General features: G+C 60.0%; 20 protein-coding genes and 4 tRNA genes. 18 read left to right on the forward strand and 6 right to left on the reverse strand.

Features of this window, described 5'->3' with window-relative positions; translation table 11 throughout:
• Window positions 1-42: 42 nt before the first annotated feature.
• Window positions 43-972 (reverse strand): DNA/RNA non-specific endonuclease, encoded by a 930-nt coding sequence (locus HU730_RS21565; protein WP_186527517.1) that lies wholly within the window; start codon window positions 970-972, stop codon window positions 43-45.
• 136 nt (window positions 973-1,108) lie between these two features.
• On the opposite strand from HU730_RS21565, the gene HU730_RS21570 reads away from it, so the two are divergent.
• Window positions 1,109-2,170, forward strand: a complete 1,062-nt coding sequence (locus HU730_RS21570; protein ID WP_054898578.1) for a M4 family metallopeptidase — start codon at window positions 1,109-1,111, stop codon at window positions 2,168-2,170.
• Window positions 2,171-2,199: 29 nt separating this feature from the next.
• Window positions 2,200-2,505: a protealysin inhibitor emfourin gene (locus tag HU730_RS21575; protein WP_034126226.1), complete on the forward strand. Its 306-nt coding sequence runs from the start codon at window positions 2,200-2,202 to the stop codon at window positions 2,503-2,505.
• Between the two features lie 18 nt (window positions 2,506-2,523).
• Here the strand turns inward: HU730_RS21575 and HU730_RS21580 are convergent, their stop codons facing one another.
• Window positions 2,524-3,918, reverse strand: a complete 1,395-nt coding sequence (locus tag HU730_RS21580; protein WP_186527518.1) for an aldehyde dehydrogenase family protein — start codon at window positions 3,916-3,918, stop codon at window positions 2,524-2,526.
• A gap of 237 nt (window positions 3,919-4,155) precedes the next feature.
• Here HU730_RS21580 and HU730_RS21585 point away from each other — a divergent pair, with 237 nt between their 5' ends.
• Complete coding sequence (locus HU730_RS21585; RefSeq protein ID WP_057977606.1) at window positions 4,156-5,049, forward strand: LysR family transcriptional regulator; 894 nt, start codon at window positions 4,156-4,158, stop codon at window positions 5,047-5,049.
• Window positions 5,050-5,126: 77 nt separating this feature from the next.
• Here HU730_RS21585 and HU730_RS21590 read toward each other — a convergent pair whose 3' ends face one another.
• Both HU730_RS21590 and HU730_RS21595 read right to left on the reverse strand, forming a co-directional pair.
• Entirely contained in the window at window positions 5,127-5,336 is a 210-nt protein-coding gene (locus tag HU730_RS21590; RefSeq protein WP_005789784.1) for a hypothetical protein, read from the reverse strand.
• Window positions 5,337-5,437: 101 nt separating this feature from the next.
• Window positions 5,438-6,634, reverse strand: coding sequence for an amino acid aminotransferase (locus HU730_RS21595; RefSeq protein WP_034116881.1), 1,197 nt, complete (start codon window positions 6,632-6,634; stop codon window positions 5,438-5,440).
• A 343-nt stretch (window positions 6,635-6,977) separates the two neighbouring features.
• On the opposite strand from HU730_RS21595, the gene uvrB reads away from it, so the two are divergent.
• From uvrB to HU730_RS21655, 12 genes are all read left to right on the forward strand, one after another.
• Entirely contained in the window at window positions 6,978-8,993 is a 2,016-nt protein-coding gene (uvrB, locus tag HU730_RS21600) for an excinuclease ABC subunit UvrB (protein WP_057977608.1), read from the forward strand.
• A gap of 186 nt (window positions 8,994-9,179) precedes the next feature.
• Window positions 9,180-10,661: a glutamate--tRNA ligase gene (gene gltX / locus HU730_RS21605; protein ID WP_032896132.1), complete on the forward strand. Its 1,482-nt coding sequence runs from the start codon at window positions 9,180-9,182 to the stop codon at window positions 10,659-10,661.
• A 147-nt stretch (window positions 10,662-10,808) separates the two neighbouring features.
• Window positions 10,809-10,884 (forward strand) — tRNA-Ala (locus HU730_RS21610).
• A gap of 79 nt (window positions 10,885-10,963) precedes the next feature.
• Window positions 10,964-11,039 (forward strand) — tRNA-Glu (locus tag HU730_RS21615).
• 50 nt (window positions 11,040-11,089) lie between these two features.
• Window positions 11,090-11,165, forward strand: a tRNA-Ala gene (locus HU730_RS21620).
• An 81-nt stretch (window positions 11,166-11,246) separates the two neighbouring features.
• Window positions 11,247-11,322: transfer RNA gene (locus HU730_RS21625), tRNA-Glu, on the forward strand.
• A gap of 184 nt (window positions 11,323-11,506) precedes the next feature.
• Window positions 11,507-12,046 (forward strand): TetR/AcrR family transcriptional regulator, encoded by a 540-nt coding sequence (locus HU730_RS21630; RefSeq protein ID WP_054898574.1) that lies wholly within the window; start codon window positions 11,507-11,509, stop codon window positions 12,044-12,046.
• 15 nt (window positions 12,047-12,061) lie between these two features.
• Complete coding sequence (locus HU730_RS21635) at window positions 12,062-12,895, forward strand: alpha/beta fold hydrolase (protein ID WP_054921654.1); 834 nt, start codon at window positions 12,062-12,064, stop codon at window positions 12,893-12,895.
• Between the two features lie 38 nt (window positions 12,896-12,933).
• The gene (locus HU730_RS21640; RefSeq protein WP_020300953.1) at window positions 12,934-13,368 is read left to right on the forward strand and encodes a thioesterase family protein; all 435 of its coding nucleotides are present in this window, start codon (window positions 12,934-12,936) and stop codon (window positions 13,366-13,368) included.
• A 55-nt stretch (window positions 13,369-13,423) separates the two neighbouring features.
• A complete protein-coding gene (locus tag HU730_RS21645; protein ID WP_034126231.1) occupies window positions 13,424-14,389 on the forward strand; it encodes a tRNA-dihydrouridine synthase in 966 nt (321 codons plus the stop codon).
• A 613-nt stretch (window positions 14,390-15,002) separates the two neighbouring features.
• Entirely contained in the window at window positions 15,003-16,355 is a 1,353-nt protein-coding gene (locus tag HU730_RS21650; RefSeq protein WP_217862481.1) for a hypothetical protein, read from the forward strand.
• 240 nt (window positions 16,356-16,595) lie between these two features.
• On the forward strand, window positions 16,596-17,375 hold the full coding sequence (locus HU730_RS21655) for a hypothetical protein (protein WP_186527886.1): 780 nt from the start codon (window positions 16,596-16,598) through the stop codon (window positions 17,373-17,375).
• An 85-nt stretch (window positions 17,376-17,460) separates the two neighbouring features.
• Here HU730_RS21655 and HU730_RS21660 read toward each other — a convergent pair whose 3' ends face one another.
• Entirely contained in the window at window positions 17,461-20,739 is a 3,279-nt protein-coding gene (locus HU730_RS21660; protein ID WP_186527885.1) for a PAS domain S-box protein, read from the reverse strand.
• 66 nt (window positions 20,740-20,805) lie between these two features.
• Window positions 20,806-21,696 (reverse strand): LysR family transcriptional regulator, encoded by an 891-nt coding sequence (locus HU730_RS21665; RefSeq protein WP_034126233.1) that lies wholly within the window; start codon window positions 21,694-21,696, stop codon window positions 20,806-20,808.
• A gap of 140 nt (window positions 21,697-21,836) precedes the next feature.
• Here HU730_RS21665 and leuC point away from each other — a divergent pair, with 140 nt between their 5' ends.
• From leuC to HU730_RS21680, 3 genes are all read left to right on the forward strand, one after another.
• Complete coding sequence (gene leuC / locus HU730_RS21670; RefSeq protein WP_003192562.1) at window positions 21,837-23,255, forward strand: 3-isopropylmalate dehydratase large subunit; 1,419 nt, start codon at window positions 21,837-21,839, stop codon at window positions 23,253-23,255.
• A 10-nt stretch (window positions 23,256-23,265) separates the two neighbouring features.
• Window positions 23,266-23,910: a 3-isopropylmalate dehydratase small subunit gene (gene leuD / locus HU730_RS21675; protein WP_014719160.1), complete on the forward strand. Its 645-nt coding sequence runs from the start codon at window positions 23,266-23,268 to the stop codon at window positions 23,908-23,910.
• 147 nt (window positions 23,911-24,057) lie between these two features.
• Window positions 24,058-24,822 carry a class I SAM-dependent methyltransferase gene (locus HU730_RS21680; protein WP_034126235.1) on the forward strand — a complete coding sequence of 255 codons (765 nt, stop codon included), beginning with the start codon at window positions 24,058-24,060 and terminating at the stop codon, window positions 24,820-24,822.
• The last annotated feature ends 45 nt before the right edge of the window (window positions 24,823-24,867 follow it).

Here is a 24,867-nt window from a genome sequence, read left to right on the forward strand (position 1 = left end):
CTCAGGTGCTTCGCGAGCAAGCTCGCTCCTACAAAAGAAGCGTCAGAGCCGAATATCCTGGGGGCCGCGGATCAGCGCTTCGATCCGGGTGCCTGTGGCGCGCTCTTCGTTGCTGAAGCCGTCGTAGTCGGCCAGGTTGGCGAAGCGGATACCGGTCAATTGTTCGATCGCAATCACACTGCGCTGGTAGGTTCGAAGCGGGCCGAATACCAGGTCGAGTTGGCCCAGTTCGCGGCTCTGGTCAATCATGTAGGCGCTGGCGGACGGCTTGCCATCGTCGCTGAGGTAGGCCACTAATTTCCAGAACGCCTTGGGGATTTTCACGCCACGGTACAGTCGGTCGTCATCGGCGAACACTGGCCCGGTAAACACCGTGGCTCGGGCTTTCCAGCGCTGGGTGTTGTCGAGAATGTAGTCTTCGAGCTCCAGCCAGGTCTTCTGGTTGAAGCCGCTCATCTGTGGCGAGCAGTTGGTGAAGTGAAAGGTGTCGAAGTTGGCGGTGTTGGCCTCATCGCCCCAGTTGGGGTCTTGGCGCCGCACCAGGTGGCCACGGTCCAGGCCATTGCCGGCATAAAGGTCTTCACCTACCTGCGCCTCCAGGGGCAGGCGACCATCGTAGGCCCAGGTGTCGTTGCTGCGCGTGATGTCCACATGCTTGGCGCCATCGATATTCACCCCCACGTACAGCGCCAGTCGTCGAGCGCGCGACATGGTGATGGAGAAATGCGTGTAGTCCAGGCGCTTGGGTTGCACATCGCCCGCCAGTGGCTGGTCAACCGTGGGCCATGGCACCACGAAGTCGCTGAGGAAGTCGTCGGCATAGCCAGCGCGGTTTTTGAGGTCCTTGGCCGCTGTGACGCGCGGCGTCGCGGCTCTGGCTTCCAGCAGGGTGGGGCTGGCCGCGACCAATGGGCGCAGGTCGGCAAGCCTTGGGCGGTGGGAAAGGTCGATGTTGGCTGCGCGGGCGGGCATGGGCATGTTCCTTATGGGCCTGGGATAAACACCACTGAAACACAAAACCATGACAATTTGGCCCAGGTGGCTAACTCAGGACTATCCTGAAAACCGTTACCCGGACGTTCATCACACGCCAAAAAGGAGCCAGCTCATGTGTGTTCGCCAACCGCGCAACCCGATTTTTTGCCTGATCCCGCCGTACATGCTCGACCAGATCGCCCGCCACGGCGACAAAGCCCAACGGGAAGTCGCATTACGCACGCGTGCCAAGGACAGCACGTTCCGCTCGTTGCGCATGGTCGCGGTACCCGCCAAGGGCCCGGCCCGCATGGCACTGGCCGTGGGCGCCGAGAAGCAACGCTCGATCTACAGCGCCGAAAACACCGACAGCCTGCCCGGCAAGCTGATTCGTGGTGAAGGGCAGCCCGCCAGTGGCGATGCCGCAGTAGACGAAGCCTATGACGGCCTGGGCGCAACCTTCGATTTTTTTGACCAGGTATTCGATCGCAATTCCATCGACGATGCGGGCATGGCGCTGGACGCCACGGTGCACTTCGGCCAGGACTACAACAATGCCTTCTGGAACTCGACCCAGATGGTGTTCGGCGATGGCGACCAGCAGTTGTTCAACCGCTTTACCGTGGCACTCGACGTCATTGGCCATGAGTTGGCCCATGGCGTGACCGAGGATGAAGCCAAGCTGATGTATTTCAATCAATCCGGTGCGCTGAACGAGTCGTTGTCGGATGTGTTTGGCTCGTTGATCAAGCAGTACGCGCTGAAGCAAACGGCCGAGGACGCCGACTGGTTGATCGGCAAGGGGCTGTTTACCAAAAAGATCAAGGGCACGGCGCTGCGCTCGATGAAGGCGCCAGGCACTGCGTTTGATGACAAGCTGCTGGGCAAAGACCCACAGCCTGGGCACATGGATGATTTTGTGCAAACTTACGAGGACAATGGCGGGGTGCATATCAATTCCGGCATTCCCAATCACGCGTTCTATCAGGTGGCCACCCGGATTGGCGGGTTCGCCTGGGAGCGTGCCGGGCGTATCTGGTATGACGCACTGCGCGATTCGCGGCTGCGGCCCAATTCCGGGTTTTTGCGTTTTGCGCGCATTACCCACGATATTGCCGGTCAGCTTTATGGTGTGAACAAAGCTGAGCACAAGGCAGTCAAGGAAGGCTGGAAAGCGGTAGGTATAAACGTTTGACGAAGCCGCCTGCGCGGCGAGGAACAGCCATGCGAATTTCAATCAAGGAAAGCGGCGGACCGGCGTTTTTTCCAGGGTTGGCCAAGCCGCGCACGGTAGAGTTGGACGCGTTGCCCGAGCCCGACCAGCAGGAGTTGCGGCAACTGATTGAAGCGTGCGATTTTTTCCAGTTGCCGCAAAGCACCGATCCCGAGCCTGGCAACCCAGGCCGAGTGCATTACACCCTGACAGTAGCGGAGGGCGAGCGCGAGCACACAGTCTGTGTACTCGCGCCGGTGAATCCCCCGGCACTGGACGGTTTGGTGCAGTGCGTGCGACGGCATATTAATTGTTGAAGCGCCAATGCTGGCAGGCTACTTACGATCCAGCCATACCGTCTGCGCATTGCAGAACTCGCGTACGCCGAAGTGCGACAGCTCGCGGCCGAACCCGCTTTTCTTCACGCCGCCAAATGCCACCCGCGGGTCCGACACGCTGAACGCGTTGACAAAGACCCCGCCGGTTTCCAACTGATCGGCAATCGCCCGCGCCTTTGCGGAATCGGCCGTGAAGATGCTCGCGGTCAGGCCAAACTCGCTGTCATTGGCCAGCGCCACGGCGTGCTCGGCGTCGCGGGCGGTGATGATCGATGCCACGGGGCCGAACAGTTCCTGTTTGAACGACGTCATGTGGTCGGTGACGTCGGCCAGGATGGTCGGTTCATAGTAATTGCCCGCGCCCGCGACTTTATGGCCGCCCAGCAGCAGCGTGGCGCCTTCTTCCAGGGTCGCCTGGACCTGGCCGTGCAGTTCGTCACGCAGATCAAAGCGCGCCATGGGGCCGATATAGGTGGCGTCCGCGGTGGGCTCGCCCATCACCAGGGCGCGGCTGGCTTCAAGGAACTTGGCGGTGAAGGCTTCAACCACGCCCGCTTCGATGATCAAGCGCTTGGCGGCGGCGCAGACTTGGCCGCTGTTCTGGAAACGGCCGATGACGGCGGCTTGTACGGCAGCGTCGAGGTCGGCGTCGTTGAGCACGATAAACGGGTCGGAGCCGCCCAGTTCCAGCACGCATTTCTTCAATGCGGCCCCGGCCTGTGAGCCGATGGCGATGCCGGCGCGCACGCTGCCGGTGAGGGTCACAGCGGCGATGCGTGGGTCGGCGATGGCGGTGGACACGCCATCCTGGGTCACGTTGATGACTTCAAACACGCCTTCGGCAAAACCGGCTTTGCGCAATGCTTGCTGGATGAGGTAGGCGCTGCCCATTACGTTGGGCGCATGTTTGAGCACGTAGGTGTTGCCGGCGAGCAGGGTCGGCACCGCGCCGCGCAGCACTTGCCACACCGGGAAGTTCCACGGCATTACCGCGAGGATCGGCCCCAGTGGGCGGTATTCGATCCGGGCGCTGCCGTTGTCCACCAGGGTGGGCTCCGGGGCGAGCATGGCCGGGCCGTGGGCGGCGTACCATTCGCTCAGTTGGGCGCACTTTTCGATTTCGGCACGGGCCTGGGCGATGGGTTTGCCCATTTCCAGGGTGATCATTTGCGCCATGTCTTCAGCTTGCTCACGCAGGGCGGCAGCCAGGGCCAGCAGGTATTCGGCGCGCTGGCTCACAGGCGTGCGGCGCCAGGTGCGGAAGGCATCGGTCGAGCGGGCGAGGGCGGCGTTCAGTTGTTCTGCGCTTTCGTAGGGGTAGTTGCCGACTGTTTCGCCGTTGGCGGGGTTGATCGACAGGGCGTGGGTCTGGTGGGAGATAACATTGTTCATGGCACCGTCCGGCTGAATGAGTGGAATAGGGCCAGCGTACGGTGTTGTATGTTTTCTGGAAACTGAATAATAATAAGTAATATGTTCTCAATTCGAGAATGTTAGATCGTCCCCACGCTCTGCGTGGGAATGCATCCCATGACGCTCCGCGTCGCGCCAACGATCGGACGCGGAGCGTCCGAGGCAGCGTTCCCACGTAGAGCGTGGGAACGATCATGTGCATGATTGGAGAATGATTTGGATCTGGTGCAGCTGGAAATCTTCAAGGCCGTTGCCGAGCAAGGCAGCATCAGCGCTGCCGCCCAGTTGATTCATCGGGTGCCGTCGAACCTCACCACGCGCATCAAGCAACTGGAGCAGGATTTGGGCGTGGAGTTGTTTATCCGCGAGAAGAGCCGCTTGCGGTTGTCCCCGGCCGGGTGGAATTTCCTCGGCTATACGCGGCGTATTCTCGATCTGGTGCAGGAAGCTCGCGCCACGGTGGCGGGGGAGGAGCCCCAGGGCGCGTTTGCCTTGGGTTCGCTGGAAAGCACGGCGGCGGTGCGTATCCCGGCATTATTGGCGGCGTATAACCAGCAATACACCAAGGTCGAGCTGGACCTGAGCACGGGCCCCTCGGGCACCATGATTGAGGGTGTGCTGTCCGGGCGGTTGACGGCGGCCTTTGTCGACGGGCCGGTGCTGCATTCCACGCTGGAGGGTGTGGCGGTGTTCGAGGAAGAGATGGTGGTGATTGCGCCGCTGCATCACGCGCCGATCACCCGCGGGCAGGATGTGAATGGCGAGAACATCTATACGTTTCGTTCCAACTGTTCGTACCGGCATCACTTCGAACGCTGGTTCTCACAGGATGGCGCGGTGCCCGGCAGGATCTTCGAGATCGAGTCGTACCACGGCATGTTGGCCTGTGTCAGCGCCGGGGCCGGGCTGGCGCTGATGCCGCGCAGTATGCTGGAGAGTATGCCGGGGTGTGCGGCGGTGAGCGTGTGGCCGCTGCCCGACACGTTCCGTATCTTGAATACCTGGCTGATCTGGCGGCGGGGCACGGTGTCGCAGAGTTTGAACAGTTTCGTAAAACTGCTGCAAGAACGCGGGTTTTGTAGGAGCGAGCTTGCTCGCGAAGACCGTTAACAATAACGCGGGCATTCTGGATGAACGCGGTGTCTTTGGGTTTTTCGCGAGCAAGCTCGCTCCTACAGGAGAGCGGGTCAGCCACCAAATTGCAGGGTGCCCATGGCCAGTTTGGCCATGATTGCCGTGGCGCCCAGTTGTACCAGCCATAACGCCAACCCACCGAGGAATACTCCCAGCGCTACCTGCAGCACCAAGCTCTTCTGCCGCTTGGCTTGCGGTGCGCGTGGGGCGTAGTCGTGCAGTTCGTCGCGGTCGGCGCGCAGATCCAGGTCGTCGTTTCTCATAAAGCTCTCACAGCAAGGGGGCAGTCGGTGTTCAGTCTAGTGCGTTCGCCAATAAAAAGGGGGAAGCCATTGGCTTCCCCCTTCGTATAACGTGTGTCCGCTTACAGCACTTGGACAATCGCCTTGGTCACTGCACCAATGTTCGACTGGTTCAGCGCCGCCACACAGATGCGACCGGTATCCAGCGCATAGATGCCGAATTCGGTGCGCAGGCGGGTGACTTGCTCAACGGTCAGGCCGGAGTAGGAGAACATCCCACGCTGGCGGCCGACGAAGCTGAAGTCATGGCCTGGAGCAGCCTTGGCCAGTTCGGCCACCATCTGCTCGCGCATGCCACGGATGCGCAGGCGCATCTCGGCCAGTTCGGCTTCCCACTGGGCGCGCAGTTCCGGGTTGTTGAGTACGGCGGCGACGATGGCTGCGCCGTGGGTCGGCGGGTTGGAGTAGTTGGTGCGGATCACACGCTTGACCTGGGACAGGATGCGCGCGCTTTCTTCCTTGGACTCGCTGACGATCGACAGCGCGCCTACGCGTTCGCCATACAGCGAGAACGACTTGGAGAACGAGCTGGATACAAAGAAGGTCAGGCCCGACTCAGCGAACAGGCGCACCGCGGCGGCGTCTTCGTGGATGCCATCGCCGAAGCCCTGGTAGGCCATGTCGAGGAACGGCACCAGGTTCTTGGCCTTGACCACGTCCAGCACGTTTTGCCAGTCGGCCGGGCTGAGGTCGACGCCGGTCGGGTTATGGCAGCAAGCGTGCAGCACCACGATGGACTGTGGCGGCAGGGCGTTGAGGTCTTCGAGCAGGCCGGCACGGTTCACGTCGTGGGTGGCGGCGTCGTAGTAGCGGTAGGTCTGCACCGGGAAACCGGCTTTTTCAAACAGCGCCTGGTGGTTTTCCCAGCTTGGGTCGCTGATGGCGACGACGGCGTTGGGCAGCAGTTGCTTGAGGAAGTCGGCGCCGATTTTCAGCGCGCCAGTGCCGCCCACGGCCTGGGCGGTAATCACACGGCCTGCGCTCAACAGTGGCGACTCAGCGCCAAACAGCAGCTTTTGCACGGCCTGGTCGTACGCCACGATGCCGTCGATTGGCAAGTAGCCACGGGCGGCATGTTGCGCCACACGAATGGCTTCCGCTTCGGCAACGGCACGCAAGAGTGGAATCTTCCCCTCCTCGTTGCAGTAAACGCCCACGCCAAGGTTCACCTTGGTGGTTCGTGTGTCGGCGTTGAATGCTTCGTTGAGGCCCAGGATTGGATCGCGTGGTGCCATTTCGACAGCGGAGAACAGGCTCATTTTTGCGGCAGCTCTATGGGGGGTAGGAGGGACGTGTCGCGCTCCAGCCGAATGCACTAGAGCGGTGCACAAACGGGGAGCTAGTATAGAGGCCATCACGGCTGAGAGCGACAACGGAAACGGCTTTTCGGCCAAGTTTTTCGGTTTATTTGCTGACCGTTAGTCTTATTGCAACATTGACGATAAAGGTCGTGTAGGAAGACGGCCTTGAAACCCGTCACATTCGACACCACTTCTACAGCTATCATGGTTTTTTCCTGCAACCTGCGATGATTATTCGCGGGGTGCTGAGCTATTTCGTCCCTGGCGGTGTCGAGTCTGGGGTGACTTCACGAGGTACGTTATGTCGGATTTCCAGCTCGTTACCCGTTTTGAACCCGCCGGCGATCAACCGGAAGCCATTCGTCAGATGGTCGAAGGCATCGAGGCCGGCCTGGCGCACCAGACGCTGCTTGGGGTGACCGGTTCCGGCAAGACCTTCAGCATCGCCAATGTGATCGCCCAGACCAACCGCCCGACCCTGGTGCTGGCGCCAAACAAAACCCTGGCGGCGCAGCTCTACGGTGAGTTCAAGGCGTTCTTCCCCAACAACGCGGTGGAGTACTTCGTTTCCTACTACGACTACTACCAGCCCGAAGCCTATGTGCCGTCGTCCGATACTTTTATCGAGAAGGATGCGTCGATCAACGACCACATCGAGCAGATGCGGCTGTCGGCCACCAAGGCACTGCTGGAGCGCAAAGACGCGATCATCGTCACCACGGTGTCGTGCATCTATGGTCTGGGTAGCCCGGAAACCTATTTGAAGATGGTGCTGCACGTCGATCGCGGCGACAAACTCGACCAGCGCGAACTGTTGCGCCGCCTGGCGAGCCTGCAGTACACCCGTAACGACATGGATTTTGCCCGCGCCACCTTCCGGGTGCGCGGCGATGTGATCGACATCTACCCGGCCGAATCCGACCTGGAAGCCATCCGCATCGAACTGTTCGATGATGAGGTCGAAAGCCTGTCAGCCTTCGACCCATTGACCGGCGAGGTGATCCGCAAGCTGCCACGCTTCACCTTCTACCCGAAAAGCCACTACGTGACCCCGCGCGAAACCCTGATGAGCGCCATCGAGGGCATCAAGGTCGAGCTGGCCGAGCGCCTGGAATACCTGCGTTCCAACAATAAGCTGGTGGAAGCCCAGCGCCTGGAGCAGCGCACCCGCTTCGACCTGGAGATGATCCTGGAGCTGGGCTACTGCAACGGCATCGAAAACTACTCGCGTTACCTGTCGGGCCGTGACTCCGGGGCGCCGCCACCGACCCTCTATGACTACCTGCCGCCGGACGCCTTGCTGGTGATCGACGAATCCCACGTTAGCGTGCCGCAGGTGGGGGCCATGTACAAGGGCGACCGCTCACGTAAGGAAACCCTGGTGGAATACGGTTTCCGCCTGCCATCGGCGCTGGACAACCGGCCAATGCGCTTTGACGAGTGGGAAGCCATCAGCCCGCAGACCATCTTCGTCTCCGCTACGCCCGGCAACTATGAAGCCGAGCACGCGGGCCGCGTCATCGAGCAACTGGTACGTCCCACTGGCCTGGTGGACCCGGAAATCGAAATTCGCCCGGCGCTGACCCAGGTCGACGACTTGCTCTCGGAAATCAACAAGCGCGTGGCCCTGGAAGAGCGGGTGCTGGTCACCACCCTGACCAAGCGCATGTCCGAAGATTTGACTGATTACCTGGCCGACCACGGCGTGCGTGTGCGTTACCTGCACTCGGACATCGACACCGTAGAACGCGTGGAAATCATCCGCGACCTGCGCCTGGGCACCTTCGATGTGCTGGTGGGGATCAACCTGCTGCGTGAAGGCCTGGACATGCCGGAAGTGTCGCTGGTGGCGATCCTGGATGCGGACAAGGAGGGCTTCCTGCGCTCCGAACGCTCGCTGATCCAGACCATCGGTCGAGCGGCGCGTAACCTCAATGGGCGGGCGATCTTGTATGCGGACCGCATCACCGGTTCCATGGAGCGTGCGATTGGCGAGACCCAGCGTCGTCGCGACAAGCAGATCGCGTTCAACCTGGAACACGGCATTACCCCCAAAGGTGTGTTCAAGGACGTTGCCGACATCATGGAAGGCGCCACCGTCCCCGGCTCGCGCAGCAAGAAGCGCAAGGGCATGGCCAAGGCCGCCGAGGAGAGCGCCAAGTACGAGAACGAACTGCGCTCACCGAGTGAGATCACCAAGCGGATTCGACAGCTGGAAGAGAAGATGTACCAGTTGGCGCGGGATCTGGAGTTTGAAGCGGCGGCGCAGACGCGTGATGAGATTGGCAAGTTGCGTGAGCGCCTGCTGGCTGTTTGATTTACGTTGATTGGGCTGGCCCCATCGCGTGCAAGCCCGGCTCCCACATTGATCTGTGAACACGGTCAAAATGTGGGAGCTGGCTTGCCTGCGATGGCCGCGCCTCGGTTTTCCAGATATCCCCCAGGCTGTTACCATTCGCCCCTTGTTTCAATTTTCAGTTTTATCGCCCATTCGAGACCTGCCATGACCACCGTCCGCACGCGCATTGCGCCATCGCCCACTGGGGATCCCCACGTCGGTACTGCTTACATCGCCTTGTTCAACTACTGCTTTGCCAAGCAGCATGGTGGTGAATTCATCCTGCGGATCGAAGATACCGATCAACTGCGTTCCACCCGTGAGTCGGAACAGCAGATTTTCGATGCCTTGCGCTGGTTGGGCATTACCTGGGCTGAAGGCCCGGATGTCGGCGGCCCGCATGGCCCGTATCGCCAGAGCGAGCGCAGCGACATCTACAAGCAATACACCCAGCAACTGGTTGACATGGGCCATGCCTTCCCGTGCTTCTGCACCGCCGAAGAACTGGACCAGATGCGCGCCGAGCAGCAGGCCCGTGGCGAGACCCCGCGTTACGATGGTCGTGCGTTGCTGTTGTCCAAGGAAGAAGTGGCTGCGCGCCTGGCCGCCGGTGAGCCTCACGTCATTCGTATGAAAGTGCCAAGCGAAGGCGTTTGCGTGGTGCCGGACATGCTGCGCGGTGACGTCGAGATCCCGTGGGACCGCATGGACATGCAGGTGCTGATGAAGACCGACGGCTTGCCGACGTACTTCCTGGCGAACGTGGTCGATGACCACCTGATGGGCATCACCCATGTGCTGCGCGGCGAAGAGTGGCTGCCATCGGCGCCGAAACTGATCCTGCTGTACGAATACTTCGGCTGGGAGCAACCGCAGCTGTGCTACATGCCGCTGCTGCGTAACCCGGACAAGAGCAAGCTGTCCAAGCGCAAGAACCCCACGTCGGTGACCTTCTACGAGCGCATGGGCTTCATGCCCGAGGCGATGCTCAACTACCTGGGCCGCATGGGCTGGTCGATGCCGGACGAGCGCGAGAAGTTCTCGTTGCAGGAAATGGTCGACAACTTCGACCTGTCCCGCGTCTCCCTCGGCGGCCCGATCTTCGATATCGAGAAGCTTTCGTGGCTCAACGGCCAGTGGCTGCGTGACCTGCCGGTGCAAGAGTTCGCCAGCCGTGTGCAGCAGTGGGCGTTGAACCCCGAGTACATGATGAAGATCGCGCCACTGGTGCAGGGCAGGGTAGAGACGTTCAGCCAGGTCGCGCCCTTGGCCAGTTTCTTCTTTGCTGGCGGCGTGAATCCCGATCCCAAGCTGTTCGAGTCGAAGAAGCTCTCCGGTGACCAGGTTCGCCAGCTGATGCAGTTGATCCTGTGGAAGCTTGAAAGCCTGCGTCAGTGGGAGAAGGATGCGATTACCGCGACCATCCAGGCGGTGGTGGAATCCCTTGAGCTGAAACTGCGCGATGCCATGCCGCTGATGTTTGCCGCCATCACCGGGCAGGCCAGTTCGGTGTCGGTGCTTGATGCGATGGAAATTCTCGGCCCGGACCTGACCCGTTTCCGTCTGCGCCAAGCCCTTGATTTGCTTGGTGGTGTGTCGAAGAAAGAAAACAAGGAATGGGAAAAGCTGCTGGGCGCTATCGCCTAAGCAGGCCGCTTAGGGCACGAAACCCCGGTTTTCCGGGGTTTCGTCGGTAAGTGATTGTTATCCCGGCAAAAAATTTTGGAAATTGTTGAAAATAAATTTGACACGTTTCCAAACCGCCATTAAGATTCGCCCCGTCCTCACCGATGAGGGGCTATAGCTCAGCTGGGAGAGCGCTTGCATGGCATGCAAGAGGTCAACGGTTCGATCCCGTTTAGCTCCACCAATTTACAGGTTCAAGGTTCCGGCCACACCGTCCTTGAATTGATCAGGTCTCAGCTCTGATCAGATGTACAGAAGGTTTTGTCCCCTTCGTCTAGTGGCCTAGGACACCGCCCTTTCACGGCGGTAACAGGGGTTCGAGTCCCCTAGGGGACGCCAGTTTCAACAAGCAGCTCGAAAGGTCTGCTGCGTCGCGAGACGAAAAATCCGGGGCTATAGCTCAGCTGGGAGAGCGCTTGCATGGCATGCAAGAGGTCAACGGTTCGATCCCGTTTAGCTCCACCAATTTTACAGGTTCAAGGTTCCGGCCACACCGTCCTTGAATCGATCAGTTCTCAGCGCTGATCTGTTGTATAGAAGGTTTGTGTCCCCTTCGTCTAGTGGCCTAGGACACCGCCCTTTCACGGCGGTAACAGGGGTTCGAGTCCCCTAGGGGACGCCACGATTACCCGCTCTGCGGGATTTTTAAGGGTCATTCAATTATTGAATGGCCCTTTTGTTTGTCTGGCGTTTAGCCAATTCCCTCCTTTATTACCCATTTTTCTGTTCTGACCGGCGGTCGTGCTTATCGCTTGCCAAATATTATTATGGTAATAATATTCAACCCATGAAAGACGGAGGCTTCGATGAGCGATAAAAAAGCGCAAACCCGCGAACGTATTTTGCAGGCTGCCAGCGCGGCGTTGATCCAGCGTGGCCCGGCTGAGCCCAGTGTGGGCGAAGTGATGGGGGCGGCGGGGCTGACGGTCGGCGGCTTCTATGCGCACTTTGAAAGCAAGGATGCGCTGATGCTGGAAGCGTTCAGCCAGTTGCTGGCGCAGCGTCGCGCCTCCATCGATGACTTGGACGAACAACTGACCGGCGAAGAGCGCCGCACGTTGGTCGCCGCGTTTTATCTGTCGCGAAAGCACCGCGACTCCACGACCCAGGCCTGCCCGTTGCCCGCGACGGTGGGGGAGATGGGCCGCTTGCCGGACGCTTTTCGCGAGGTTTTGAACGAGCACGTCGAGTTGATGGCCGCGCAATTGGCCGGCAGCCCCGAAGACATCGACAAGGCCCTGGCGGACATGGCCTTGATGGTAGGGGGGCTGACCCTGGCGCGGGCACTCGGGCCCGGCGAGTTATCAGATCGGGTTATACGTGCGGCCAAGTCGGCGGTACGCTGAAAAAGGGGATGCAAGATGGGCGCATTGACCTGGGTTCGTGGTTTCAATGGCACGGTGGGGCGCCTTGCGCCGCATGCTGTCGCCAGCAAGATGCGTCGCACCTTCATGACCCCGCGCGATCTGCCGCCGCGTGACTGGGAGTTGCCGCTGTTGGCCCAGTCGGAGCGCATCACTCTGCGTTTCGGCCTGTCGGCATTGCGTTGGGGGCATGGCCCGGCGGTGCTGCTGATGCATGGCTGGGAAGGCCGGCCGACTCAATTCGCCAGCTTGATCACGGCGTTGGTCGACAACGGCTATTCGGTGATAGCCCTGGACGGTCCCGCCCACGGTCGTTCGCCAGGGCGTGAAGCCCATGTGCTGCTGTTTGCCCGCGCCATGCTTGAGGCGGCGGCCGAGCTGCCACCGCTGTATGCGGTGGTCGGCCATTCCATGGGCGGCGCCAGTGCGATGTTGGCGGTGCAGTTGGGGTTGCGTACGCAGGCATTGGTCAGCATTGCCGCACCGTCGCGCTTTCTGGATGTGCTACGCGGGTTCACCCGCATGGTCGGCTTGCCGCCACGGGCGCGCTCAGCCTTTATCCAAGAGGTGGAGTTGAGCATGGGCATGCCGCTCAAGCATCTGGACGTGGCCCACTACCAGCTGAACATTCCCGGCCTGATCGTGCACGCCGAAGACGACACCTTCGTTCCGGTCAGGGCGGCTCAAGCCATTCACGAAGCCTGGTTCGACAGCCGCCTGCTGCGCCTGGAGCAGGGTGGCCACCAGAAAGTGCTCGCCGACCCGCAGGTCATCGACGCTGTACTCGCCCTATTGGCCGGCTGCCGTCTACAGGAGCGCCAAAGCGCCTGATACACTGCCCCGCCGACATCAATCGACTGGAGCAAGGCATGGGCTGGGATTTGGCAACGCCGTTCATCATCGATCTGCAGGTTGCGGCTGAGGACATCGACGGCCTGGGGCACGCCAATAATGCGGTGTACGTCTCATGGCTGGAGCGTTGCGCCTGGCGCCATTCGCAGCGCCTGGGGCTGGACCTCACCGAATACCGCCGCCTGGACCGCGCCATGGCCGTGGTGCGCCATGAAATCGACTACCTGGCCGCAGGCTATGAGGGCGATGAGTTACAACTGGCCACCTGGATCGTCGATTGGGACCAACGCCTGAAAATGACCCGTCGTTTCCAGCTTGTGCGCCCCCGTGACGGCGCGACCCTGCTGCGTGCGCAAACAACCTTCGTATGTATTGAGTTGTCCAGCGGCAAGCCCAAGCGTATGCCCGCCGAGTTTATTGAAGGTTACGGCCCCGCCCTGACAGGGGGTTAACGGTTGCCGCAGGAAACCCAGTAAACTGCGCCACGATTTTTGTTGAGTGTTTTCCATGCAAATTGCTTTGGCGCCCATGGAGGGGTTGGTCGACAACATCCTGCGGGACGTGTTGACCCACGTGGGTGGTATCGACTGGTGCGTGACCGAGTTCATCCGGGTCAACGACCGCCTGCTCACACCTGCCTATTTCCACAAGCTCGCCCCGGAACTGCTGCACGGTGCGCACACCGCTGCGGGCGTGCCGTTGCGTGTGCAATTGCTGGGCTCCGACCCGGTTTGCCTGGCGGAGAACGCCGCCTTGGCCTGCGAGCTGGGTTCGCAAGTCATCGACCTGAACTTCGGCTGCCCAGCCAAGACCGTCAACAAGTCCCGCGGCGGTGCGGTGCTGCTCAAGGAGCCGGAGCTGCTCAACCAGATCGTCGAACATGTGCGCCGTGCCGTACCTGCCCATATCCCGGTGACCGCCAAGATGCGCCTGGGCTTCGACAGCCCGGATGGCGCGTTGGTGTGTGCAACGGCCCTGGCAGAAGGTGGTGCGGCGCATATCGTGGTACATGCGCGTACCAAAACCGATGGCTATAAGCCCCCCGCCCATTGGGAGTGGATCCCGCGTGTGCAAGACGTGGTGAAGGTGCCAGTGTTTGCCAATGGTGATATATGGAGTGTTGAAGATTGGCGGCGGTGCCGGGAAATCAGCGGCGTAGAAGACATCATGTTGGGGCGCGGCTTGGTCGCGCGGCCCGACCTGGCCCGGCAAATCGCTGCCGCGCGCGCTGGCGAAGAAGTAGTGGAGATGACCTGGGCGCAGATGCAACCCATGCTCCGCGAGTTCTGGCGTCAATCGGTAGCCCAGTTGACTGAAAAGCAGGCGCCGGGCCGTTTGAAGCAATGGCTGGCGATGTTGACGCGTAATTACCCGGAGGCGGTCGAGCTGTTTACGGCCCTGCGTCGTGAAACCGCATTGGAACAGGTTAGCCGCTTGCTTGGCATGCCTCACCCACAACCGGCAACGTTATGAGTTGTAACCCTTCAATGTCCGTTGATGGTGGGTACAACATTATTTGAGTCGGCGTCCTGTTTCAAAAAATGCCCCATATTGAGAGATATGGGGCATTTTTTTGTTTGTTGGGATTATCTATGGCTGAACTTGACGCCCTTTATAGAGCGCTCGCAGTTTGTTCTCACATAGGTTGAATGTTGCTCGGTAATAAACAGGCACGTTATAGGTTTTTTAAATTCAAAAGTTTCTCTGTGTAAGTTTATTTATAAATATATGTCTTCGGTTGCGTGGTTCTGGTTGTGTCTTATATGTTCGCGCGAAATATCAAAGTGGGCGGTTACGCGGCGTTTTGAATTGTATCGACAAGTTGCGTTTTAGGTGAGTTATTAATCTGTATTTCTGCCACGCACACGTGCGGGGGCGGCAAATCGAGGTGTTCTTTAAAAAGCACGAGGCAAAGTCTGAAAATTTGGTTTGGTTTCTTTATATGACGCGCGATTTTAGGAACTGGTCAGCGTTAACTCCCACAAATTAGCAGCTGTCAGGCAGTGCTGTTGCTTGCAGTTCATTAAGGCTATTGCTTCCCTGGCCATTTAACGGAGTCAGGTGGCGCCGATTAAGGAGTTTATGAATGTCTCTATCTGTCAATAATTCGCCCTTTGTCAAAGTTGATACATCACCTCTGAGCGGGCAGTTGCCGACCCCGTTGAAAGTCGACATGCAACCTAAACCTCCGACGAGCCATTTCAACCTCAACCCCGCATCTGCACGCAATGAAAACAGTGAGGTCATGGTGAGTGCGACGGCGCTCACCAGAGTATTTGACATGCTCGAGCAGTTCTTCAAATCCATGCGGGAGATGCTTTTGGGGAAAAGTGTTACGCCTGATCTGGAGGCAAAAGACCAGCCCGTGAAGCCAGCTACAACTGATCAAGCGATGAAGCTGAATGCAAAAGACCTGCCGGTGAAGCCAGGTACGGCTGATCAAGCGGTGAAGCCGGATGCAAAAGACCAGCCGGTGAAGCCAGGTACGACTGATCAAGCGGTTAAGCCGAATGCAAAAGACCAGCCGGTGAAGCCAGGTACGACTGATCAGTCGGTGAAGCCGAATGCAAAAGACCAGCCGGTGAAGCCAGGTACGACGGATCAAGCGGTGAAGCCGGATGCAAAAGACCAGCTCGTGAAGCCAGGTACGACTGATCAAGCGGTGAAGCCGAATGCAAAAGACCAGCCGGTGAAGCCAGGTACGACTGATCAACCGGTGAGGCCGGATGCAAAAGGTCCGGGGGTGTTAATAGATCACGGCGGATTGACGCCGAAACCGGGTAGAAACGATCATCCAGTGAAGCCGTCAGTGCCGATGCCTTCAGTGAGTGTCACTAATGATGCTGAAGCAAATGTGCATGTGAACATCAATGTCGCTCACTGTCACTGCCCTGATACAAAGGACGGGCCAACCCCGGACTTAAATCCCAGGCAAGGTCCGAAGCCGGAATCGAACCCCGTGCCGCAGCCCGGTCCAAAGCCGGAATCGAACCCGGTGCCGCAGCCGGGTCCAAAGCCGGAATCGAACCCCGTGCCACAGCCGGGTCCAAAGCCGGAATCGAACCCCGTGCCCCAGCCGGGTCCAAAGCCGGAATCGAACCCCGTGCCCCAGCCGGGTCGGAAGCCGGAATCGAACCCCGTGCCGCAGCCCGGTCCGAAGCCGGAATCGAACCCCGTGCCACAGCCGGGTCCGAAGCCGGAATCGAACCCCGTGCCGCAGCCCGGTCCGAAGCCGGAATCGAACCCCGTGCCACAGCCGGGTCCGAAGCCTGAATCGAACCCCGTGCCACAGCCAGGCCCGAATCCGGATACCAACCCGATACCTACACCCGCGCCACAGCCCGATAAGTTTGTTCCGGATTTGACCAGCCCAGGTCCTGCTGAGAATAAATTCGACAAAAACTGGCGCTTCAATGCTCGACTTTCGTCCAGATCTTGAAACCCGCTGGCTCATAAGAACGCTTGAATAAAACGGGGGCTTCTCCGAGGCATACTACTCGGAGAAGTACTGTTTAAGGAGAAACTTGTGTCGTGCTGTTCGATTAATAATATTGCGCGCGTGATAGATGTCCGTCAGGTGGCACCTGTTGATACGTTAAAACCCATTAATGACACTCTTCAGTGCACTCCGGTTAATTACGGGACTGTCGAGACAGCTAAAAATAGCATTGGTGCTAATATGGAATTAGTCACTACATTGTCGGGTCTCTTTGCGTCTTTTTTTTCACAGCTGATTTCTCTGTTGTCCGGTAAAAAAGATACGACAGTTCCTGATACTCCTCCTCAGCCCAGGGTTCTGCCTGAGGTTCCGCCTCGGGTCATACCTGAACCGCTGCCACCAAAGCCTGAGGTCGCCGCAAATATTCCGGGTCTTTCGATAAAGCGTAATGGGGCTAAGCCGGAGAATATCTGGAGTGGCTTTCGCCAAGGGCCAGATGGCAACTGCGTTACCGTATCGGCCATCAAGGCAGCCATGTACCGATTTGGTCAAAGCCCAACGGACATTTTTCACTCGGTGAGAAAAGAGCCTGGCGGTTATCGGGTGGTCATGCGCGACGATTTTCAGCTGAGATTGACCGACTCGGAGTTGGCACAAGCAGCACAAGGTTCGCGGTTTATAGGTCCCGATAAAGAGATGCTCAAGGATGCGCATTTTCTTTTTGCCGTCAGCGCCAAGCGCGCGCAGATGGAAGACAACGATGGTACGGCGAGCAGGAGTTTTCATGCTGCCATTCGCAGCCTGAACAATGGGGAGGATGAGTGGGGGCCGGGGGAAGGGTTTCTGCGCCTGGGGTTGAGGAAACACATGAGAAGGGTACCCGTCAGTGCGCTCGCCGGTGGGCAAGTGGGTATGTGCAACCGGGATAAGCATTCGGTAGCGGTTATCAATGGTCGTGAAGAGTTGTGGGGGCGCCGAGGCTCGGCCCCTACCTACGGCGATGCTGTAGCGCTTATGTAATTGAACAGGCAGCCAGGCGGGCGGCTCCGTTGACGGCAGTGGCGCTTGGCTGCATCTTTTGCACCTCGCGTGATCAGGCGCGGCCCTATTCCAGCAACCGCCTGAAACCCTCGATCGGCAATGGCCGGCTGTGTAAATACCCCTGGAACAAATGGCAGCCCAGCTTTTGCAGGAACGCCAGCTGTTCCAGGGTTTCCACCCCCTCGGCGATGACTTCCAGGTTCAGGCTGCGCGCCATCGCCACAATGGCGCGGATGATTTCTGCATCATTGGGGTCGTGGGTCGCATCGCGCACGAACGACTGATCGATCTTCAGTGCGTCCACCGGCAAGCGCTTGAGATAGGTCAGGGATGAGTAGCCGGTGCCGAAATCATCCATCGCAAAGCTCACGCCGAGTTTTTTAAGGCGGCGCATCTTCATCACGGTGTCGTCCAGGTTCTGGATCACGATGCCTTCGGTGATTTCCAGTTTCAGCAGGCTGAACGGCAGGCCGTGTTGCTTGAGGCTGTGCTCCACCCGTTCCACAAAGTCGTTCTGGCGAAACTGCCGCGGGCTGATATTCACGCACAGGCTGAAATTGAGCGGGTCCACCAGGCCGTCGGCAATCAACTGGGCAAAGGCGCCGCAGGCTTCATCGAGAATCCAGGTGCCGACCTCCAGGATCAGGCCGCTGTCTTCCAATACCTTGATAAATTCCGCCGGCGACTGCGCACCCAATTGTGGATGCTGCCAGCGCACCAGGGCTTCGGCGCCGATTATCCTGTTGCCTCGCGCATCCACCTGGGGCTGGTAATGCACGCTGAATTCGCCGCGTGACAAAGCCAGGCGCAAGTCGGTTTCCATGCGCAGGCGCTCGCTGGCGGTTTTTTGCATGCTGTTGTGGAACATCTGCGTGGTGTTGCGCCCGGAGTCCTTGGCGCGGTACAGGGCGATGTCGGCACGCTTGAGCAGATCGGCGGGTGTGGTGCCGTGGTCGGGGATCAGCGCCACGCCGATGCTGGGCGTGACCTGCAACCGGTGACCGTCGAGAAACATGGGTTCCGAGAGCAATTCGCGCAGGGTATCGGCCAGCGCTTGCACCTGGCTGCTGACCGTCTGGCGGGTGCCCTCCAGGCCGCTGAGCAATACCACAAACTCGTCGCCGCCCAGGCGCGCCACGGTGTCCTCCGTGCGCACGCTGGCTTCCAGGCGCGCGGTGACGATTTTCAGCACGGTGTCGCCAACGGGGTGGCCGAGGGAGTCGTTGATGTGCTTGAAGTGATCCAGGTCCAGAAACAGCAGGGCGCCGCGCAGGTTGTGGCGCTTGAGCAGGGCGATCTGCTGGCTCAGGCGGTCCATCAGCAGTGCCCGGTTCGGCAGGTTGGTCAGCGGGTCGTGATAGGCCAGGTGCCTGATCTGCGCCTGGGCGTTCTTCAATAGGCTCACATCCCGCGCGGTCAGCAGCAGGCAGGGGGTTTCATTCAAGGTGATCGGCTCCACCGAGACCTCCACCGCCAGAACCTCGCCACGCTTGTTGCGCCAGAGCATTTCCAGGTGGTGAATGCGCCCCTTGATGTGCAACTCGGCCAACAGTGCGGCGCGTTGGTTTTCATCGGCCCAGATGCCGATCTGGTACAGCGTCAGGCCGATGGCTTCTTCGGTGCGGTAACCGGTCAGGCGGCAAAAACCGTCGTTGACCTCCACGTAACGGCCGGTGTCGCGTTCGGTGATGGATATCGCATCGGGGCTGGAATGGAACGCCTTGGCGAACTTCTCTTCACTGGCCTTGAGTGCGGCTTCCGAGCGTTGCTGTTGGGTAATATCGCGCAGCGTGGTGACGATGCACGGCTGGTCACTGACCTTGATCAAGCGGCTGGAAATCATGCAGGTCAGGCTTTGGCCGTCCTTGTGATGCACCACGATAGCCACATTGCTCAGGGCCTGTTCGCGTATCACCTGCTCGATGCGCTGCAGGCGCTTGCTGGAGTCGTCCCACAAGCCGATTTGTTCCGCGCTTTTGTCGAGCACTTCGGCGGCTGTCCAGCCAAACGTCTGGGTAAACGCCGGGTTGATCTCGATAAAGGCGCCGCTGTCCAGGCAGGTCACGCAGATCGGGTCGGGGCTGGCCTGGAACAGGCTGGCGAACTTTTCTTCCGAGGCGGTCAGCCGTTGCTCGCGCTCGACCTGGTCGGTGATATCCAGCAAGGTCCCTGCCATGCGCAGGGGCTTGCCTGACTCATCGCGATACAGGCGTGCGCGGCTCTCCAGGTAGCGCGGGCTGCCGTCTTCCATTTGCACGCGGTAGGTCAGCTGATAGTTGCCGTCCGGGCCTTCGCGCAAACTGCGGTACGCATGGCGCATGCCCTCGCGGTCCTCATCGGACATGCCCTCAAAAAACGCATCGAAGGATTCATGGAACGGCGCGGGTTCCAGCCCGTGCAACTGGGCGGCACGCGCCGAGCCGTAGAGCATGCCGCTGGGGATGTGCCAATCCCAGGTGCCCAGTTGCGCGGAATCCAGAGCCAGGTCCAGGCGCTCCTGGCTTTCCTTGAGCGCTTGCTCGGCGTTTTTGCGTTCGGTGATGTCCAGAAAGGTGCTGATCAGGTACGCCTCGCCGTCCAGTTCCACCTTTTGTGCGCTGAGGGTGCCGTCATGAATCTGGCCGTTGCTGGCGCAGAACTGCACTTCCATGGTGATGGGTTCGCCTTTGCGTTGCGTGGCCTTGACCAGCAGCGCCCGCTGTTCCGGGTGGCGCCACAGGCCCAGTTCCAGGGTGGTGCGGCCGATGACATCAGCCACCGGCCAGCCGAACAGCATTTCGAAATACTGGTTGGCTTCGCTGATCAAACCGTCGGCCTGGCGCGTCAGCAGTACCATGTTCGGGCACAGGTGGAACAGGGTGGCGAAGCGCTTTTCCGAATGGCTGAGGGCGTGTTCACGGTCGCGTTGGTGGGTGATTTCGCGGATGACCCCGATCATGCGACGCCGTCCGGCTTTATCGGGAACCAGGCTGCCGCTGATTTCCAACCAGTGCACGCTGCCATCGGGCCATTGGATGCGGTGGTGCATGGCGCGGTCGAACGGCTCTCCGGCGAGCACCGCATGAAAGCCGCGCACCACCCGCGCACTGTCTTGCGGAGCCAGCAGGTCGAGATAGTCGAGGTCCTTGGGCAGAGGCTGGCGCGGGTCAAAGCCGAATAACGCCTGGGTGCCCCGTGACCAACTGATTCTTCCTGTGTCGATTTCCCAGCACCAGGCACCCAGCCGCGCGGCATTGAGGGCCGTCAGCAGTTGCGGGGCACTGTCCCAGCTTTGTTCCGCCGCTTGAGGGTCCAGGGCGTAGATGCGGGGCAGGGGGGGAATCGGGTCAAGGGGGTTGCGCATTATCAAAGGGCCTTGGCTCATTGAGAAAACCGCGCGGTTTGACCTAAACCCCTGGCCCGCACGGTGTCATGCCGGTAACCCTGGCAGATCGACCTGTGCATCCAACAGGCTCATGAAAGCCCGCGCAGCGTTCGACAGCGTCCTTTCGGTGTGCACGATATAGCCTAGCTGGCGACTGAGCTGTATGCCCGGCAAAGCGATACTTGCCACCTGATCGTCAAGCATGGTGCGCGGCAACACGCTCCAGGCCAGGCCGATGGAGACCATCATCTTGATGGTTTCCAGGTAGTTAGTGCTCATCGCGATATTGGGCGTCAGGCCCTGGGCCTCGAACAGGCGGCTGACAATATGGTGGGTAAAGGTGTTGCCACCGGGAAACACGGCCGGATGCCCGGCGATATCGCCCAGGCTGACGGAACCGTTGCTGATCAGGCTGTGTTCCGGCGCCACCACAAAATCCAGTGGGTCGTCCCACACCCGGGTTGCACGTACCAGGTTGTGGGGCTCAGGCGCCAGGGTGATTACCGCGACTTCCGCACGGCCATGGAGGATTTCTTCGTAGGCCACTTCTGAATCCAGAAACTGAATATCCAACGCCACCTTCGGATATTGCCGGGTGAAGGTGCGCAGGATCGGCGGTAGGCGATGCAGACCGATATGGTGGCTAGTGGCCAGAGTGAGGCGCCCGCTGACTTCGCCGGTGAGGTTGGTCAGGGCCCGGCGGGTGTCGTCCAGCACGTTGAGGATTTGATAGGCGCGGGGCAGCAATGCCCGCCCGGCCTCGGTCAAGCCGACTTCGCGGCCCAGGCGGTCGAACAGCCGTACCTTCAATTGTTGTTCCAGACCGGCGATGCGCTTGCTGATGGCCGGCTGGGTCAGGTGCAGGCGTTCGCCGGCGCCGGAGAAGCTGCCGGTCTCGGCGATGGCGATAAAGGCGTTGAGGTTGGCCAGGTCCATGGTGCTATTCCAGTTGGTAATCCAAAGCATAAAAAATATGAATTTGAGTTATTTAATGTAGCGCCATACCATCAGCCTCACAAGCCAAAGGGTTATTGAAAAGCCCGGCGTATAGAAGCACCGCTGATGAGGACCGACTGATGGCCGGCAAAACGCTTTACGACAAGCTTTGGGATTCCCACGAAGTGAAACGTCGCGATGATGGATCGTCGCTGATCTACATCGACCGTCACATCATCCATGAAGTGACCTCGCCCCAAGCGTTCGAAGGCCTGCGACTGGCCGGGCGCAAGCCTTGGCGCGTCGACTCCATCATCGCCACTCCGGACCACAACGTGCCGACCACTCCTGAGCGCAAGGGCGGCATCGAAGCCATTGCCGACCAGGTTTCGCGTTTGCAGGTGCAGACCCTCGACGATTATTGCGACGAATACGGCATCACCGAATTCAAGATGAACGACGTGCGCCAAGGCATCGTCCACGTCATCGGCCCGGAGCAGGGCGCCACCTTGCCGGGCATGACCGTGGTCTGCGGTGACTCTCATACCTCCACCCATGGTGCGTTCGGCGCCCTGGCCCACGGCATCGGTACTTCCGAGGTGGAGCATGTGTTTGCCACCCAGTGCCTGGTGGCCAAGAAAATGAAGAACATGCTGGTACGCGTCGAAGGCCAATTGCCGTTTGGCGTGACCGCCAAAGACATCGTGCTCGCCGTGATCGGCAAGATCGGCACCGCCGGCGGCAACGGCCATGCCATCGAGTTCGCCGGCAGTGCTATCCGCGACCTGTCCATTGAAGGCCGCATGACCATCTGCAACATGTCCATCGAAGCCGGTGCCCGCGTGGGCATGGTGGCGGCGGACGAAAAAACCGTCGAATACGTCAAGGGCCGCCCGTTCGCGCCGCAAGGCGCCGATTGGGATGCCGCCGTCGAAGCGTGGAAAGACCTGGTCTCCGACGCCGATGCGGTGTTCGACACCGTGGTCGAACTCGACGCTGCGCAGATCAAGCCGCAAGTCAGCTGGGGCACTTCGCCCGAAATGGTCCTGGCCGTCGACCAGAACGTGCCGGACCCGGCCAAAGAGGCCGACCTGGTCAAGCGTGGCTCCATCGAGCGCGCCTTGAAATACATGGGGTTGACCGCCAACCAGGCGATCACCGACATCCAGTTGGACCGCGTGTTTATCGGTTCCTGCACCAACTCGCGGATCGAAGACCTGCGCGCCGCGGCGGTGATCGCCAAAGGCCGCAAGGTGGCCTCGACCATCAAACAAGCCATTGTGGTGCCAGGTTCCGGGCTGGTTAAAGCCCAGGCGGAAGCCGAAGGCCTGGACAAGATCTTCCTCGAAGCCGGTTTTGAATGGCGTGAGCCGGGCTGCTCGATGTGCCTGGCGATGAACCCGGACCGCCTGGAGTCGGGCGAGCATTGCGCGTCGACCTCCAACCGTAACTTCGAAGGGCGCCAAGGCGCGGGTGGGCGTACTCACCTGGTGAGCCCGGCCATGGCCGCCGCTGCTGCCGTCAACGGTCGTTTCATCGACGTTCGCGAATTGATCTGAGGAAAACCCGATGAGAGCTTTTACCCAACACACAGGCCTTGTAGCGCCGTTGGACCGTGCCAATGTGGACACCGACCAGATCATCCCAAAGCAATTCCTGAAGTCGATCAAGCGCACCGGTTTCGGCCCCAACCTGTTCGATGAGTGGCGCTACCTGGACGTGGGCTACGCCTACCAGGACAACTCCAAGCGCCCTCTGAACAAGGACTTTGTGCTCAACGCCGAGCGTTACCAAGGCGCCAGCGTGTTGCTGGCCCGGGAAAACTTCGGCTGCGGCTCCAGCCGCGAGCACGCGCCTTGGGCCCTGGAAGAGTACGGCTTTCGCAGCATCATCGCGCCGAGCTACGCCGATATCTTCTTCAACAACAGCTTCAAGAACGGCCTGTTGCCGATCATCTTGAGCGACGCTGAAGTGGACGAGTTGTTCCAGCAAGTGGAGGCCAATGTCGGCTACCAGTTGACGGTGGACCTGGCCGCGCAAACCGTGACCCGCCCGGATGGCAAGGTGTACCACTTTGAAGTGGATGCCTTCCGTAAGCACTGCCTGATCAACGGCCTGGACGACATTGGCCTGACCTTGCAGGACGGCGATGCGATTGCTGCGTTTGAAACCAGGCACCGGGCGAGCCAGCCCTGGCTGTTTCGCGATGCCTGACGTTATGTAGGCCGCACTGGCCCCTTCGCGAGCAAGCCCGCTCCCACATTCGAACGAGTTTCTTCAGTTGAAATGCAATCAAATGTGGGAGCGGGCTTGCTCGCGAAGGCGGCAGTACAAGCAACACAACTCTCAAGGAAAGCCACCATGACCACCACCGCCCACACCCAAGTCGTGCAAAAACAATTCGGCGAGCAAGCCTCGGCCTACCTGAGCAGCGCCGTACACGCCCAGGGCACCGAATTCGCACTGCTACAGGCCGAACTGGCCGGGCAGGGCGCTGCACGCCTGCTGGACCTGGGCTGCGGTGCCGGTCATGTCAGCTTCCATGTAGCGCCTCTGGTCAAAGAAGTGGTGGCCTACGACTTGTCCCAGCCTATGCTCGACGTGGTGGCCGCCGCCGCCAAAGACCGCAACCTGGACAACATCCGCACCGTGCACGGCGCCGCCGAGCGCCTGCCGTTCGCCGATGGCGAATTCGACTTCGTGTTCAGCCGTTATTCGGCCCATCACTGGAGCGACCTCGGCCTGGCCCTGCGTGAAGTGCGCCGTGTGCTCAAGCCGGGTGGCGTGGCGGCGTTTGTGGATGTCTTGTCACCGGGCAGCCCGCTGTTGGACACTTACCTGCAAACCGTCGAAGTGCTGCGCGACACCAGCCATGTACGTGACTATTCCGGCGCCGAGTGGATGCGCCAGTTGAGTGAGGCTGGCCTGCACGTGCGCAACAGCAGTCGCCAGCGCTTGCGCCTGGAGTACACCTCGTGGGTTGAACGCATGCGCACGCCAGAGGTACTGCGTGCAGCAATCCTTGAGCTGCAAAAGGCGATGGGCCAGGAAGTACGTGATTATTACGAAGTTCAAGCCGACGGCACCTTCAGCACCGATGTGCTGGTGGTCTTCGCCGAACGCTGATTGATTTTTCCCGACCTGCCCACGGGCGGGTCGCTTGATGAAATG

Source organism: Pseudomonas sp. SWRI22 (assembly GCF_014268395.2).
Lineage (GTDB): Bacteria > Pseudomonadota > Gammaproteobacteria > Pseudomonadales > Pseudomonadaceae > Aquipseudomonas > Aquipseudomonas paracarnis.